Source organism: Ensifer sp. Root127 (assembly GCF_001425225.1).
In the GTDB taxonomy this organism is placed as follows: Bacteria; Pseudomonadota; Alphaproteobacteria; order Rhizobiales; family Rhizobiaceae; genus Ensifer; species Ensifer canadensis.
In genome coordinates, this window is record NZ_LMDX01000001.1 from 829,331 (window position 1) to 844,701 (window position 15,371).

Genomic DNA, 15,371 nt, shown 5'->3' on the forward strand with positions numbered 1-15,371 from the left:
CGCCTTAGCGGCTGCCACCGAGCGTCTTGATCGCTTCGTCGAGCGACCCTTCGCTGTCACGCATCAGCGCGGTGATGTTGTCGAACGCGCGGGTGACCATGATCAGCTGCGACATTTCCGCGATGGCGTTGACGTTGGATTCTTCGAGGAACCCCTGCATGACGCCGACATCGAAGCGATCGACGACCGGTTCCGGCTGTACCGCCGGAAGCACCGCACTGTTGTCGAGGCGCATGAAGCCCTTGCTGAAGTCGGCCTGGTAGAGGCCGAGCGAGGCGACCGCGACACCGTTCTGGTGCAGGGCACCGTCGGCGCCGACGGTCACGTCGCCGCCCGAGCCATTGATCTGGATCGGCGCGCCGCCGGCGTCGAGAACCGGATAGCCGCGAATGGTGACCAGTTCGCCGGTTTCGGTCAGCGTGAAGCGACCGTCGCGCGTCAGCGCCGGACCCGAGGGCGTGTCGATCTGAAACCAGGCATCGCCTTTGACGGCAAAATCGAACATGCCTCCGGTGCGCGTCAGCGAACCGTTGCTGCTATTGAGGAACTCTTCGCCCTTGCTGACGTAGGAAACCTTGGTCGGCTTGGTATCGCCGAGCATCTGGTTGAACTTCACTTCCGTGCCGCGGAAACCGACGGTGCCCGAGTTTGCGATATTGTCGGCAAGTGTATTGAGACGCTTTTCAAGCGCCATCTGCGACGAAATCGCAACGTAAAGACCGGTCTGCACGTTCAGCGTCCCCCGAGTTTCAGGCTGTTGATGGACAGGAGCAGGTCGGAAGAGATGCCGTAGCCGCTCGACGCGCCGAAAACCGCAAGCGGGTCGTAACCGTCCGTTGAATTGTTGATTTCCCAAAGCGCCGTAAAGCGATCGAGAAAGTCCGTCAGCTTGGCCGGATCCTGGAAGTCCTTGAGGTCGATTGCGTCCTCATAGGCGGCCGCCTGACGGTCGACCTCGGTGCCGGCGAATTCGTCGGGCAGCTGCAGCGTGGTGCGCACCACCTGCGCCAGCGCCTCGTCGGCAATGATGGCGTAACCGCTTGATATCGACGGCGCCATGCGGGCGAAATAGAGCGCGAGCCGCACGCCGGCGTTCTCCTCGCCGGCACTCTGCTCGAGCGTCTGGCGGGCGTATTTGTCGACGACGCCCTTCTGGGCGCGATCGAAGGAGGTGGCCGCCTCGCCGTGAAGGGCGAAATTCAGCGATTCGGCCAGCTGCTTGTAGCGGCTGTCGGTCAACTTGTTGGCGAAGGCATCCTCGTTGTCGACGCCCTCGGTCAAGACCTTGCGCATGAAGGCCTTGGCGTAGCCCATGTCTTCGAGACCGTGCGCCTTGATCGCATAGTTGTAGAGGCGCGTGTCAGCGAAAAACTGGTCGATCGTTTTTATGTCGCCGATCTTCGAAAGATAATATTCGGTCTCGCGGGCGACGTCCGGTTCCTCGGCGACGCGCTCCAGCGACTTGCCCAAGTCGGCCGTAATCAGCTTGTAGCTCGTATAGGTCGTGGTCACGATCGGTCGCCCTTAGCGGAGTGAGACGGGCGCGACTGGAGAGCCGGCCATAGCAAATCCTGACCGGATTGGCTTGCGCGAACCTGTTCCACCGCAATGATTTCCGCCGCTTCGACGGCCAGCCTCACGCAAGGAAGAAACCTTATCCCGTTAGACGAAAATGGGATCGTGTCAGGTATCGAAAATGAACATCATCATCGGGCTTCTTGTGACTTTCGGCTGTATTCTCGGCGGCTACGTGGCCATGGGCGGCCACATGGAAGTCCTCAACCAGCCTTTCGAACTGCTGATCATCGGCGGCGCCGGTATCGGCGGCTTCATCATGGCCAACTCCATGAAGGTGGTGAAGGATACCGGAAAGGCTCTCGGCGAAGCGTTTCGCCATAAGGTTCCCAAGGAGCGGGAGTATCTCGACACGCTCGGCGTTCTCTACTCGCTGATGCGCGATCTGAGAACCAAGTCGCGCAACGAGATCGAAAGCCACATCGACAACCCCGAAGAATCCTCGATCTTCCTGTCGGCGCCGACCGTGCTGAAAAACAAGGAACTGACGGCCTTCATCTGCGACTACGTCCGCCTGATCATCATCGGCAACGCCCGCTCGCATGAGATCGAGGCGCTGATGGATGAAGAAATCCAGACGATCACCCACGACAAGATGAAGTCCTACCACGCGCTGACGATCATGGGCGACGCCTTCCCGGCGATCGGCATCGTCGCGGCGGTTCTCGGCGTCATCAAGGCGATGGGCGCGATCAGCGAAGCGCCTGAGGTTCTCGGCGCCAAGATCGCCGCCGCACTCGTCGGCACCCTGCTCGGCGTGTTCCTCTCCTACTCGATCGTCGCTCCGCTGGTCGCGAACATCAAATCCGTCCGCGAAAAACAGAACCGGCTCTACATCATCGTCAAGCAGACGCTGCTTGCCTACATGAACGGCTCGGTTCCGCAGGTCGCGCTTGAATACGGCCGCAAGACGATTTCGGCCTATGAGCGTCCTTCGATCGACGCCGTCGAGCAGGAGATGATGAACCCCGGCGGCGGCAGCGAAAGCAAGGCGGCTTGATCCCATGACATCAGGAACACCGACAAACGTTCATCCCTTCGACAGGAAACTGCTGGCGCGCATGACCGGCGCGCTCGGCGACGACCGCGCGATCGGCCGGGTGGCGCTCGATCTCGGCCAGGTGTTCGGCGAATTCCTTCCCGACATCTGCAAGGCGGAAACCGGCCTCGACATCGCCATCGGCTATGCGGGCTTCCGCACGGGCCTGCGCAACAGCCTGATCGCCGAGCTCGGCAACGGCGTGCTGATCAGCGACATCTGCTTGCGCAACTGGTGCCCCGACTTTCTGATCAGCTGCGACAGCCCGATCATCATCACCATGGTCGAGGCGCTGTTGGGCGCGGAGCCGACCGATATCGAAGAGCCGCAACCGCGCACACTTTCCCCGATCGAAATCGACGTCGCCCAACCGATCTTCGAGAAGATCGCCGACGTGCTTCGCACCGCCGTCAACGCGTCGGGCGGCTTCGAGCCGATCGTTGCCCGCGCCCACAACAGTGCTTCCCGCGGCAAGCCCGACCCTGCGGTCGAGGACGTTCATGCGGCAGCGATCGACATGACGATCGGTTTCGGCCCTGTTTTGTCGACCTTCTCGATCATCGTGCCGCAAAGCGTGCTGTTGAAGACGCAGATCGTCTTTCCGAAGGGTGCCGGCCAGAACCGCAAGCAGAAGTCCGAATGGACCGAACAGATGGAGGAGCAGGTTCGCCGCTCCGCCGTCACCATCGAGGCACGCATCCGGCTTGAAAGCCTGACACTCGAGACGATCAGCCGCCTCCGGGCCGGCGACGTCATTCCCTTCCACGATGCCCAGGACGTTCGCGTCGACGTGAACGCCAACGGCCGCGATCTCTACGTCTGCGAGTTCGGCCGATCGGGTGCGAAATACACCGTGCGGGTCAAGGATACCCACGGCTCCGAACAGGACATCCTTCGCCACATCATGAGTTAATTCGGCTCGCCGTCGCCAGGCAGTAGGCCTGAGGCAAGCTTCAACTGGAATAGTTCGCACATGGCACCCAAGAAAGCACCAATCAACGAACAGGCCGCACTCGCTGTCGGAGACATGGAACTCGACCAGGCGATCGACGATCTGCGCGGTGTTCTCAAGAAAGACACGGACGCGCCGGCTGGCTTCGGCGCCGAGTTCGGCAGCGTAGACACGCTCAGTGGCGCAGGCGAATTCGGCGGCGAATTCGCCGCTCCGGCCGATGGTCTTGGCGCCTTTGGCGGCGACTTCGGTTCGGACACCTTTGGCAACGATCTGTCGGAGACCCCGGCCACCACGGATTTCGGCGGCGGCAGCTTCGGCGCCAGCGATTTCGGCGCATCGGACTTCGATGCCGGTGAAACCGTCACCGACACGCCGCCCGGCAGCGGCATGACCGCCAATCTCGACCTGATCATGGATATTCCGATCGATGTTCAGATCGTTCTCGGCACCAGCCGAATGCAGGTATCGGGTCTCATGAACCTGACCGAAGGCGCGACGATCTCGCTCGACCGGCGGATCGGCGAACCGGTCGAAATCATGGTCAACGGCCGGATCATCGGCCGTGGTGAAATTACCGTTCTCGAAGGCGACGACACCCGGTTCGGCGTCAAGCTCATCGAGATCAAGGGCAGCAAGAAGTCATAGAACCCAATCATTGGGCGAGGGATGAATCCATGATGGATTTCGAAAGTTTTGAGGCTCAGGCACTCTCCAGACCTCTCAACCAGACCGACAAGGCAGCAGCCGTTCTGCTCGCGATGGGCAAGACCGTCGCCGGAAAGCTGCTGAAGTTCTTCACCCAGAGCGAGCTGCAGGCGATCATCGCTTCGGCGCAGTCGCTGCGGGCCATCCCTCCCCACGAACTGGAAGCGCTGGTCAACGAATTCGAAGACCTGTTCACCGAGGGCGCCGGCCTCATGGACAATGCCAAGGCGATCGAGAGCATTCTCGAGGAAGGCCTGACCCCGGACGAAGTCGACGGCCTGCTCGGGCGCCGCGCCACCTTCCAGTCCTACGAAGCCAACATCTGGGACCGACTGCAGGAATGCGACCCGGTCGCGGTTGCGCTGCAGCTGGCCAAGGAACATCCGCAGACCATTGCCTATGTCTTGTCGATGATGCCGTCGAGCTTCGGCGCGAAGGTCCTGCTGCAGCTCTCCGAAGAGCAGAGGCCGGATATCCTGAAGCGCGCCGTCAACATGAAGGACGTCAGCCCGAAGGCTGCGTCGATCATCGAGAACCGCGTCATGGAAATGATCGGCGAGATGGAAGCCGAGCGCAATTCCGCCGGTCCGACCAAGATCGCCGAGGTGATGAACGAGCTCGACAAGCCGCAGGTCGACACGCTGCTCGCTTCGCTCGAATCTCTCAGCACCGAATCGGCCAAGAAGGTTCGCCCGAAGATCTTCCTCTTCGACGACGTTCTTTACATGCCGCAGCGCAGCCGCGTTCAGCTGTTCAACGATGTCTCGACCGACATCATCACCATGGCGCTGCGCGGTTCGACCTCGGACCTGCGCGAATCGGTGCTCGCCTCCATCGGCGCACGCCAGCGCCGCATGATCGAATCCGATCTTGCCATGGGCGATGCCGGCATCAACCCGCGCGACATCGCCATCGCCCGCCGCTCGATCACCCAGGAGGCGATCCGCCTTGCCGCAAGCGGCCAGCTGGAGCTGAAGGAAAAGGAAGCGCAGGCCGCCTGATCCATCCGGTCGCCGGGTATCCTTTCAAGGACCGGCGCTAAGCCTGATCGTAGAACCACAACGCGGGCCCTTGGCCCGCGTTCCTGTTTTGGAGAGATCGACGGCCCCCGCATTTCCTGTTGACCCGGCATGATTGCCCCCGCGAAGCCCTTGTCTGCCCTAGTTTCCGGGTTCACTACAAACAGCGCAAGATCAGCGCTGTCTTGTGGAAACCGGTCGGGAGATTTCCTGTCGCATGTCGGACGATCAGGATAAGGACAGCAAAACAGAATCCCCGTCGGAGAAGAAGATCTCCGACGCCGCCGACAAGGGCAACGTGCCCTTCTCCCGCGAAGCGACCACCTTTGCCTCGACTGTGGCGATCTACATCTTCTTCGTGTTCTTCCTGACCGACGGCGCCAGCACGGTTGCCGCGGCGCTCAAGGACATTTTCGAGCAGCCGGAAGCCTGGCGACTGAACAACGCCACGGATGTCGTCGCGTTGATGACGCACCTCGCGTGGAAGTCGACAGCACTGCTCGTTCCCGTCTTCGTGCTGCTCATCGTCTTCGGCGTCGGCTCGTCGATCTTTCAGAACCTGCCGCGTCCGGTGCTCGATCGCATCCAGCCGAAGATGAACCGGATTTCGCCGATGGCGGGCCTGAAGCGCATCTTCGGCGTTCAAGGGTTGGTGGAGTTCGGAAAGTCGCTGTTCAAGATCATCGTCGTGTCGATCTTCGTCGTGCTGGTTCTCTGGAACGACTACTTCGCGACGCTCGATCTGATGTTCTCCGATCCGGTTATGATCTTCTCGACGATGACGTCCGATCTCAACCAGGTGATGATCGTCATCATGCTGGCCACCGCCGTTTTGGCGATCGCCGATCTCTTCTGGTCCCGTCACCATTGGTACACCGAACTGATGATGACCAAGCAGGAAGTAAAAGAGGAGATGAAGCAGGCGCAGGGCGACCCGATCGTCAAGTCGCGCCTGCGCTCAATGCAGCGCGATCGGGCGCGCAAGCGCATGATTTCATCGGTGCCACGGGCAACCCTGGTGATCGCCAACCCTACCCACTATGCCGTTGCCCTGCGTTATGTCCGCGAAGAAAGCGACGCACCGGTGGTCGTTGCCCTTGGTCAGGACCTCGTTGCCCTCAAAATCCGCGAGATCGCAGAGAAGAACGGCATTCCCGTCTTCGAGGATCCACCGCTTGCACGCTCCATGTTTGCACAAGTCTCGGTCGATAGTGTGATTCCACCCGTGTTTTACAAGGCAGTTGCCGAACTCATTCACAGGGTGCATGCGCAATCGCAACCAAAACGGATGACGTAACGCCGATGAAAAAGTGCGAATTCTCCGAGAGACGGGAACAGATAGTAGCCGAAGCGATCCGCCCAGTGGCGACCGAGTTGCGTCTCATCGACGCCGCGGATTTCATCGCTCTCCTGCGGTTCGAATCCTATGCCAGCCTCGCTGACCTCGTTGAATCGGCCGCCGAGCTCTATTTCCTGCCCGGAACGGTCAATTTCGGTCTCGGCGGAAATTACAATCTGGATTGGGACAGCGAGCCAGAAATCGTGCTCGATCTCGAGCTCAAGCCGCGCGGCGTCACCATCTACGTACGCCTCTCGCTCGGCAACGACACCGCCGGCATCGAGATCAGCCACATCACCTTCCAGAACCCGTCGGCGGATCCAGACGAGAACACGGCCTTCCTTGCAAAGAGCCTGACCGAAGCGAAGTTCATCAAATCCTATGAACTGCCTCTGGCGTGTTAGAGCGCTTCCGGTTTAAACGGAGCCGTAGAAACGATCTATATTATTGTTTTTACGCATTTCCTGACGGAAAACCGCTACGCACTTTTCCTGGAAATGCTCCGGGTCGCCCGATCTTCAGCTGATGTAGCCGAGGCGAATAGCCTTGGCGATCGCCTGAATACGGTTGACCGAATCGAGCTTGGTCGTGGCGGCGCCGAGATAGGCGTTCACCGTGTGGACGGAGAGCCCCATCCGTTCGGCGATCTCTTCGCTGATATGGCCGTCGCCGGCCATCTGCAGGCAGGCGATCTCACGATCACTCAGCGTCTCCGGCCGCACCATGCGCTTCTCGTCAGCCGCCAGAAGGTCTGTCATGATCGTGCAGCTACGGCCATGCAGATCAACCACCTGCTCGGTCGTCGCTTCGACATAGCTGCCGGCGAAGACCACATATCCATTGCCCTGCGCACCGAGCCGCACGGGAAAGGCAATGCCGGAATAGGGTAGCTTGCGCGCTTTCAGACGGTGGCCGAAGTGCCCGAACTCGAACATCTCCGCCGCCTGATGTTCGCCCGAGCCATTCCAAAGCACCGGCAGCAGCGATGTGTCGAGATGGGCCGTCAACTCGTCGCCGTAAAGAGTTATGAGATCATGCGCGTTCGCTTCCGAGGAAACTCCCCAGTTGTCGAGCACGCAGGTCAGCTTGCGCACCGCGCCCATACCCTTGCCGTTGAGCCGCAGGACGGCGAAATGCTTGGCGTTGATCTGACGCTGCATCGCCTGCAATCGTGTGATCAGAGTGGCCGCGCGCGCCGCCCTGCCGCTACGGCTGTGCCGCTGGTCGTCGTCGTTGCGTCCACTGGCGAGGAAATGGGTCATCAGTCTCGCCCCTCAGACCAGGTTGTTGCGGACGGCATAGGCGATCGCCTCGGAGCGGGTTCGCGTGGCTGTCTTTCGCATGACGCTGGTGATGTAGTTGTTGATTGTGTTGCGGGAGATCCCGAGAATGACGGCGATCTCTTCGCTCGTCTTGCCCTCGGCGATCCAGGACAGGCACTCCAGTTCACGGTCGGTCAAGTCGAAGTCGCGATCGTGCCGCACTTCGGCGCGTGTGGTGAAGCTTGCGAGGTATCCAGCAAGCAGGGTCACATCGCGCAGGCTCTCCTGCGACAGGATCACATCCTCGGGAACGAGCAGCATCAACGAGAAGCGCAGCCGTCCGACATTGAAGGTGACCGCGCAATATTCGCGGCTGATGCCCCGTGGCAGGTCGATGTCGTCGGGCAGCGAATAGAACACTGGCTGCAGCACCGAGAGGCATTTTTCAAGCTCGGTCGTCTTGGCATGAAGTCCGATGATGATGCCCGAAAGCCGTCTGACGATGTCGAACGGCCAATCCGAGCAGACGACGAAGTCGAGCCCGTTATCCTGCGAGAGATCGTATCGCGCCAGGAGATAATGGCTCGCGCCAACATATTCGGTCAGCGCCGCAAGCCCGCTTCCCAGGTTGGCGCGCCCCGCCATGTCGCCCAGCCGCCGAAACAACTGATCACGCGTAAGCCCACCACCGCGTAGGCGTGTCGACGCTGTCGGCAAAGGCCAGACAGTTATGTCTGCTTGCGAAATGTCCATGATGTCAGCCCCCGTGCCGGATTCACCGCCCTGGAACCTGCGCTTGCACTGTCGCCGCCAACAGCCGGCCCAAGCCGAATATCACCACCAGTCGCAATTCAGGACGCGAATCAATGTTAAAAATGTACATCCGTCCTCAAAAAAAACCATCGTCATCTTCTCGCTATTTACTTCACCACCCTTTCATGAAACGATTCGCCGAGATGCTGCTTCAGCATTGTCCGATCCCGGGCACCACGCAGCACATGTTTTGACATAGCGTTGATATTTAAAAGAGTTTTGCCGTTCGAATTGCCCCTGCTCCGCTGACGCACCGATTTCGCGCAGCGCTGGGCGGCTCGCTGAGCACAAATTCAGCCCAAATCTCGTCATTCACCAGAGTCAGAAGAAGCTTCGAACAGGGGCGAATTTTACTTTCGACTGACGCCTGTTGCGAAAATGCATCAATTATTCACTCGAACAACCGCAGTCTATCAATATATAAAACTCGAATACGTCGAGAATTATTATCGAATAACCCAATTTATATTCCAATTTATCTGTGTATTGACGATGGCAGACGCAGTAAACCGGCCCACCTTCCGCACCCGGGCAGCAACGGCGGAATCTAAAAATTAAGATCTCGTTAAAGTATTACAATCGCGGGCCGCACCCATGACTCGGGCGACGGCACAACGATTCTTACCGTGGATTCAGCGGCCGATACCGGCAACCGCCGAGACTCGCACAATATTTGCACGGGACACGACGGCAAGAGCGCTGCACCCGCAACGCCTGCGAAACGAAAAATCCCGCCGATGCGGCGGGATTTGTCACTATCAGACGATTTCTGTGTGTGATCAGGCGGCTTTCTCGAGAGCCCATTTGCGCAGGATCTTTGCGGCGCGCTCTTCGCTGATCTCGACCATGCGTGCAAGGCGCCTTTCCGGTCCTTCCTTGACGCGACGGTTGAAGGCGCCTGCGTCTTCGCCCATGCTGAGCAGATCGTCGGTGCTGTCGAAGCCGAAGTCGGAGCCGAAGCCGTCCATGAGGGCGCCACCGGCACCTGCTGTCGCAGGGGAGAAATCGGGCAGTTCGAGACCGGCGGATTCGTTGGCGAGCTGGCCGGAGCTTCCGCCAAGGCCGAGCTGCCGAGCCAGCGGCCGCATGCCCATCCAGACCACCAGGAAGGCGACGACGACGAAGGCGAGCGCGTTGATGATGCCGCCAAGATTGCGCGTCAGCGTCTCCATGAGACCCGGACCCGCGATGGCCTGGTCAAGCAACTGCGTCTCGACGAAGTCCATGGCGTTCAACGTCACCACGTCGCCACGGTTCGCATCAATGCCGGCGGCTGACGATACGATCTTCTGCATCTCCTGAAGATAGGCATCGATCTTTGCCTGATCGACCGGCTCACCGACCATGGCGGCAAGGCGGCCGCGATTGACGACCACCGCAATCGACAGGCGCTCGACCGTGTAGCTGTTCTTCACGGTGGCGATCGTCTTGCTGTTGATCTCGTAGTTGGTCTGTTCTTCCTTCTTCTCGGCCTGGTCGTTCGACTGCGGGCCGGCACCGCCGCGCGGAGCGGCCTGCGGGATGTTCTGCTGTACGGTTGCGGCATTGTCCGGCTGCTGCTGGCTGGACTTCTGCTCTTCCTTGGTGACACGGGTGGAGCGTTCGACGCGCGATTCCGGATCGAACATCGTTTCCTGGATCTGCTGCGTGTCGGTGTTCAGACGAGCCGTAACGCTGGTGCGGAAGTTGTCCATGCCGAGGAATGGGGCGAGCGCGTTGTCGATCTTCTTCTCAAGCTCGGTCTGGACATTCTGCACCACGCCCAGCGACTGGTTGAGGGCGCTGTTGGCCGGATCGTCGCCAGAGGCGAGAAGCTGGCCGGTCGAATCGAGGATGGTCACGTCATCGAAGTCGAGCCCCGGTACGGACGAGGCGACGAGATGGCGGATGGAGGCTGCGGCATTGCGGCCGACCGTGGCGCTGGCGCGGATCATCACCGAGGCGGTCGGGTTCTGGTCTGCCTTACGGAAGCTGCCACGCTCAGGCATCACGATGTGGACGCGGGCGGCGGCGATACCGGAGATCTGCTGGATGGTGCGGCCGATTTCGCCTTCAAGCGCGCGAACCCGGGTGACTTCCTGCATGAAGGAGGTCAGACCGAGCGAGCCGACATTGTCGAAGAGTTCGTAGCCGGCATTGGCGCTGCTCGGCAGGCCGCGCTCGGCCAGGAGCAGACGGGACTTGCCGGTCATGCCGACGGGAACCTGGATGCTGCCGCCATCCGCACCGACGTTGAAGTCGATGTTGGCTTCTGCAAGCGCAATGCTGATTTGAGTGACGTCGCTTCGCTCAAGCCCGACATAGAGCGTCTCGAACGATGGCCTGTTGACGTAGATACCGGCCCCCAGGACCATGCCGACAGCGACAATGCCGGCGGCCGCCAGCGCTATCAGCTTGCCTTGCCCCAGACTGGCGAGGTTCTTCGTGAACATCGAAAATTGATTCAACAGACTCATTCTGTTTCCGCACCCAGTATCGCAGGACATTCGAGCCGGTCATCCGACGAGCGCCCTGCGCAGTTCCAACATTTTGGGTTTGGTGGGTGTCGCGTGCCCCGCAACGACTTCCAACACACACGAATCCATCAGCCCCGATCGGGACCGTAGGAAACGAAACTTGCGCGAACTTGGCTTTCGCCGCCAGTCTCGGGGAAATCGGGGGATATAGCTGTAGAGAAATCTGGCTGCACCGACGGACGATGCAGCCCAAAGGCCAGAGCGCTTCCATCTTAAAAGAGCGCGTCCATCTTAAACGGGGCGCGGAAACGCTCTCTTTGTTTTTACGCGTTCCCTGACGGAAAACCGCTCCGCACTTTTCCTGGGAAGGCTTTAGAACGCCTCAAAGTCGCCCGCCGCCTTGGTCAGCGGCTGCGAATGGCCGTGACGCAACATGCCGTTGCCCAGCGCCTTCTTCATGTCGGCGAGCTTGACCAGGCTAACAGCCGTGGTCACGTCGACGAGGCAGGTATCGGGGATCACGGCGGTGATCGTGTCGATGAACTCGGCCAGGCCGCGGGTCTTCTGCACGGCCAGATCGATGCCCTGCAGCACCATCATCTCGTCGCGATTGTCGAGTGCCGAGGCGCCCCGACCGCCGAGCAGCTGAGGCTCGATCCGTTCGATGAGATAGGCGACGTCGTGAAGTTCGGTGACGACGCGCATCAACACTTCGGGCAGCGATTCTTCCACGTGCGGCATGTGGCCCTGGTAGTCAGTCTGCATTGTCGGTTCTCACGTGGTTTTTCTGACGATAGTGCAGGCGTGTGGTTCGCCTGCGGAGCATGCCCCGCAGGATCAGAAGAATTCGATGGAGCTTTCGACCGGACGTGGCGCGATCACCGGGCGCTCTTCCAGCTGGACCGTGCGCTGGGTTTCCACCCCTGTCAGTGCGTACTGACGGGCGCGTCCCGACGACGGCCAGTATTCGAGCTTGCGGCCGTGTTCACCGCCGGTGCTCTCGCCGACGATGCGGATGCCTTCGTCAAGCAGGAACTGCCGGGCAAAGGCGGCATTCTGCTCACCGACATTCGAAAACCGGGCGATGGTCTTGGCGCCGCCGAAGATCTTGGCCTCGAGCCGATCACGCCGGGCGCCCTGCTTCAACAGACCGTTGATCAGCAGTTCCATGAGATGGACCCCATAGCGGGTCGCATCGCCGCCGGAAGCGGGCGACGACGCCGATCCCGGCAGCAGGAAATGATTCATGCCGCCGACTCCGACCACGGGATCGCGCATGCACGCGGCCACGCAGGAACCGAGAATGGTCGACAACACCACATTGGGATCGTTGAAGACCTTGTACTCGCCCTGAATGACATGCACGCGCTTGCCGACGGCTTCCATGTTCATTTCAATGCCCCAAATACGGCTTCGATCGCGGCCTTCATCTTTTCGATCGTGAACGGCTTGGCCAGCACGTTGTTGGCTCCGAGCGCTGCCGCCTTCTGGACCAGCGCGCGGTCGCCCTGCGCCGTCAGAATGATGAAGGCCGCCTTCTTGGTAGCCGGGTTCGACCGCACTGCCTGGAGCAGGCCAAGGCCATCCATCTTCGGCATGTTGAAGTCGGAGATGACAAGGTGATGCGGGTTCTGGGCCATGATCTTCATGCCCTGTTCCCCATCACCGGCGGCGGTGATCTGCTTGAAGCCCAGCTGCTGCAGGGCGTCGCCCAAAAGCAGGCGGCTCGTGACCTGATCGTCGACGATCAGAACTTTTATTTTTTCGGCGATGGACATTATTCGCTTCCTTCCTTCCGGAACGCCGCGGTCTTCAGTATCTCCTCCCCGATGGAACCGAGGGGGAGCTGCGTTTCGACGGCGCCCAATTCATAGGCAACTCTCGGCATACCGTAGACGACACACGTCTTTTCGTTTTGTCCGAAGGTCTTTGCCCCGGCATGCCGCATTTTCAGGAGACCGGATGCGCCGTCACGGCCCATGCCAGTCAGAATGACGCCGATCGCATTGCGACCGGCAAGTTCGGCGACCGAATCGAACAGCACGTCGACCGAAGGACGGTGGCCGTTGACCGGATCCCGATCGACCAGACGGCAGCAAGGCGCCGTCGGATTGGAGACCTGCAGGTGGCGCTCGCCGCCCGGGGCCAGATAGACCTTGCCGATTTCGAGGCGTGCGCCATCGGTTGCTTCCTGCACCGTCGGTGCGCACAGGCGATTGAGCCGCTCGGCAAAGCTCTTGGTGAAGGTGTGCGGCATATGCTGTGTGATCACAGTCGGCGGGCAGTTCGGCGGGAACTTCTGCAACACGGTGATCAGGGCCTCGACGCCGCCGGTGGAAGCGCCGATGGCGATGATCTTGCGCCCTGCCCGATATTCCGAGGCACCGTTGACATTGGCCGCCGTCGGCGCTGCCGCCTTGTTGCCGGTGATGATGAACTTTCGCTGCGAGCGGGCTGCGGCCTTCACCTTGTCGATCAGATCGCCGAAGGGGTTCGGATCGCCCGGAAGGGGTTTTCCGACGCAATCGAACGCACCGATTTCAAGTGCTGCAATCGTCGCCTCGGCACCCTTGTGTGTCAGCGTCGAGACCATGATGACCGGCATCGGGCGCAGGCGCATGATCTTGTCGAGGAATTCCAGGCCGTTCATGTTCGGCATCTCGATGTCGAGCGTGACGACATCGGGATCGAGCTGCTTGATCGCCTGGCGCGCTTCCATCGCATCGGCCGCCTGGCCGACGACGGTCACGCCGGGATCGGAATTGAGAACTGCGGTGATCAGGCCACGCATGGTGGCGGAGTCGTCGACGACGAGAACGCGAGCGGGTGCGGTCATGCCCGTCCTCCATGAAACTTGCCGGTATGGCGGTAGGTGGTGATGCCGATATTGTCGAACTGCGACTTGGCGTCGCCCGACACGCGCTCGGAATGACCGATGTAGAGATGTCCATTGGTGCCGAGCATTCCGGCAAAACGCGACCAGATCTTCATCTGCGTCGGCTCGTCGAAATAGATCACCACGTTGCGGCAGAAGATGACATCGAACGGCCCCTTGAACGGCCATTGGGCCATCAGGTTGAGCTCGTTGAAGGTGATGAGCCGCTTGACGCGATCGTCGATCTGCCACTTGAAGCGGCCGCCGGCATTGACCTCGTCGAACCATTGCTTGCGCATGGCCGGATTGACCGTTTCGAGCGCGGTGGCATCATAGGCGCCGGCCCGTGCCAGCGTCAGGATCTTCGGGTCGATATCGGTCGCGAGAATGCGGAAGTCGTAATCGGCCGCGTTCGGCAGCAGCGACAGCACCGTCAGCGCGATCGAATAGGGCTCCTGCCCGTCCGAGCACGCCGCAGACCAGATACGCACGCGACCGCCGGCCTTGGCGCGGGCAATCAGCTCCGGCAGAACCTCCGTCTTCAGATGCTCGAAGTGATGATTCTCGCGAAAGAAGCGGGTGAAGTTCGTCGTCAGATGCGAGAGCATGTCGCGGCGGGCGGCAGCGCCTGCCGGCGAGGAGACCAGCTGGCAGTACTCGCGGAAGCCCTTGAGACCGAGGTTGCGGATGTGCTTCGACAGGCGGGAATAGACCAGCGATGCCTTGGTCTCGTTGAGATAGATGCCGGCATCGGCATAGATCATCGCTGCGATTTCACTGAGATCGCGGCGCGTCAGCGGATACTCACCGCTTGCCAAACATTCATCGGGCGACTGCTTCTGCTCCAGAATGGCCTGGTTTCTCATGCTGCTTCCCTTTCTTCCTGCGGGAAGACAGATTCGAGTTCTATCAGGCAGATCAGCCGGCCTTCGATCGCGAGCACGCCGCGGGCGAAGCTCCTTTCGAATTCGGACGAGATGACATCAGGTGTCGGCTGGATCTTGTCATCGGTAATCGTCAGTATGTCGGAGACGGCATCGACCAGCAGGCCGACGACCTGGTTCTTCACCTGGGCGACGATGATGACATGGCGGACGGTCGGCTCGGCCGGCTTCATGCCGAGGCGTGCCGACAGATCGATGATCGGCAGCACCGCGCCGCGCAGATTGATGATGCCGAGCATATAGGCCGGCGCATGCGGCATTGCAGTCGCCGGTGTCCATCCGCGGATTTCGCGCACGGACATCACGTTCACGCAGAACTCCTGATCGCCGACGCGGAAAGCAATCAGCTCTCGTCCGTCCGTGGTCAGATTCCTTGCGGCATAGGTCAT

General features: G+C 60.5%; 17 protein-coding genes. 6 read left to right on the top strand and 11 right to left on the bottom strand.

From position 1 onward, the window contains the following. Positions 1–4: 4 nt before the first annotated feature. Both flgF and ASD03_RS03920 read right to left on the bottom strand, forming a co-directional pair. Complete coding sequence (gene flgF, locus ASD03_RS03915; protein ID WP_025425915.1) at positions 5–730, bottom strand: flagellar basal-body rod protein FlgF; 726 nt, start codon at positions 728–730, stop codon at positions 5–7. A gap of 2 nt (positions 731–732) precedes the next feature. Then, positions 733–1,512 carry a DUF1217 domain-containing protein gene (locus tag ASD03_RS03920; protein ID WP_025425914.1) on the bottom strand — a complete coding sequence of 260 codons (780 nt, stop codon included), beginning with the start codon at positions 1,510–1,512 and terminating at the stop codon, positions 733–735. Between the two features lie 184 nt (positions 1,513–1,696). Between ASD03_RS03920 and motA the strand changes: the two genes are divergently transcribed. The 6 genes from motA to ASD03_RS03950 all read left to right on the top strand — a co-directional run bounded on the left by motA (position 1,697) and on the right by ASD03_RS03950 (position 7,036). Further along, positions 1,697–2,575, top strand: coding sequence for a flagellar motor stator protein MotA (motA, locus tag ASD03_RS03925; RefSeq protein ID WP_025425913.1), 879 nt, complete (start codon positions 1,697–1,699; stop codon positions 2,573–2,575). Positions 2,576–2,579: 4 nt separating this feature from the next. Next, complete coding sequence (locus ASD03_RS03930) at positions 2,580–3,527, top strand: FliM/FliN family flagellar motor switch protein (protein ID WP_025425912.1); 948 nt, start codon at positions 2,580–2,582, stop codon at positions 3,525–3,527. 60 nt (positions 3,528–3,587) lie between these two features. Further along, a complete protein-coding gene (gene fliN, locus ASD03_RS03935; protein WP_025425911.1) occupies positions 3,588–4,214 on the top strand; it encodes a flagellar motor switch protein FliN in 627 nt (208 codons plus the stop codon). A 29-nt stretch (positions 4,215–4,243) separates the two neighbouring features. Next, the gene (fliG, locus tag ASD03_RS03940; protein ID WP_025425910.1) at positions 4,244–5,275 is read left to right on the top strand and encodes a flagellar motor switch protein FliG; all 1,032 of its coding nucleotides are present in this window, start codon (positions 4,244–4,246) and stop codon (positions 5,273–5,275) included. Between the two features lie 235 nt (positions 5,276–5,510). Beyond that, positions 5,511–6,590 carry a flagellar biosynthesis protein FlhB gene (gene flhB / locus ASD03_RS03945; protein WP_025425909.1) on the top strand — a complete coding sequence of 360 codons (1,080 nt, stop codon included), beginning with the start codon at positions 5,511–5,513 and terminating at the stop codon, positions 6,588–6,590. Positions 6,591–6,595: 5 nt separating this feature from the next. Next, positions 6,596–7,036, top strand: a complete 441-nt coding sequence (locus ASD03_RS03950) for a hypothetical protein (protein ID WP_025425908.1) — start codon at positions 6,596–6,598, stop codon at positions 7,034–7,036. A gap of 114 nt (positions 7,037–7,150) precedes the next feature. Here the strand turns inward: ASD03_RS03950 and ASD03_RS03955 are convergent, their stop codons facing one another. The 9 genes from ASD03_RS03955 to ASD03_RS03995 form a co-directional block, all read right to left on the bottom strand. Beyond that, positions 7,151–7,894 carry a helix-turn-helix transcriptional regulator gene (locus ASD03_RS03955; protein ID WP_025425907.1) on the bottom strand — a complete coding sequence of 248 codons (744 nt, stop codon included), beginning with the start codon at positions 7,892–7,894 and terminating at the stop codon, positions 7,151–7,153. A 12-nt stretch (positions 7,895–7,906) separates the two neighbouring features. Next, a complete protein-coding gene (locus ASD03_RS03960; RefSeq protein WP_025425906.1) occupies positions 7,907–8,647 on the bottom strand; it encodes a helix-turn-helix transcriptional regulator in 741 nt (246 codons plus the stop codon). 839 nt (positions 8,648–9,486) lie between these two features. Further along, a complete protein-coding gene (gene fliF, locus ASD03_RS03965; protein ID WP_025425905.1) occupies positions 9,487–11,163 on the bottom strand; it encodes a flagellar basal-body MS-ring/collar protein FliF in 1,677 nt (558 codons plus the stop codon). Positions 11,164–11,535: 372 nt separating this feature from the next. After that, positions 11,536–11,928 (bottom strand): hypothetical protein, encoded by a 393-nt coding sequence (locus ASD03_RS03970; protein ID WP_025425904.1) that lies wholly within the window; start codon positions 11,926–11,928, stop codon positions 11,536–11,538. Between the two features lie 72 nt (positions 11,929–12,000). Further along, a complete protein-coding gene (gene cheD, locus ASD03_RS03975; RefSeq protein WP_025425903.1) occupies positions 12,001–12,555 on the bottom strand; it encodes a chemoreceptor glutamine deamidase CheD in 555 nt (184 codons plus the stop codon). Beyond that, positions 12,552–12,941 carry a response regulator gene (locus ASD03_RS03980; protein ID WP_025425902.1) on the bottom strand — a complete coding sequence of 130 codons (390 nt, stop codon included), beginning with the start codon at positions 12,939–12,941 and terminating at the stop codon, positions 12,552–12,554. Before ASD03_RS03980 ends, cheD begins: the two co-directional genes overlap by 4 nt. Beyond that, positions 12,941–13,999 (bottom strand): chemotaxis response regulator protein-glutamate methylesterase, encoded by a 1,059-nt coding sequence (locus tag ASD03_RS03985; protein ID WP_025425901.1) that lies wholly within the window; start codon positions 13,997–13,999, stop codon positions 12,941–12,943. Before ASD03_RS03985 ends, ASD03_RS03980 begins: the two co-directional genes overlap by 1 nt. Further along, on the bottom strand, positions 13,996–14,904 hold the full coding sequence (gene cheR / locus ASD03_RS03990) for a protein-glutamate O-methyltransferase CheR (RefSeq protein ID WP_025425900.1): 909 nt from the start codon (positions 14,902–14,904) through the stop codon (positions 13,996–13,998). The genes ASD03_RS03985 and cheR overlap by 4 nt, the downstream gene beginning before the upstream one ends. After that, positions 14,901–15,371, bottom strand: coding sequence for a chemotaxis protein CheW (locus ASD03_RS03995; protein ID WP_025425899.1), 471 nt, complete (start codon positions 15,369–15,371; stop codon positions 14,901–14,903). Before ASD03_RS03995 ends, cheR begins: the two co-directional genes overlap by 4 nt.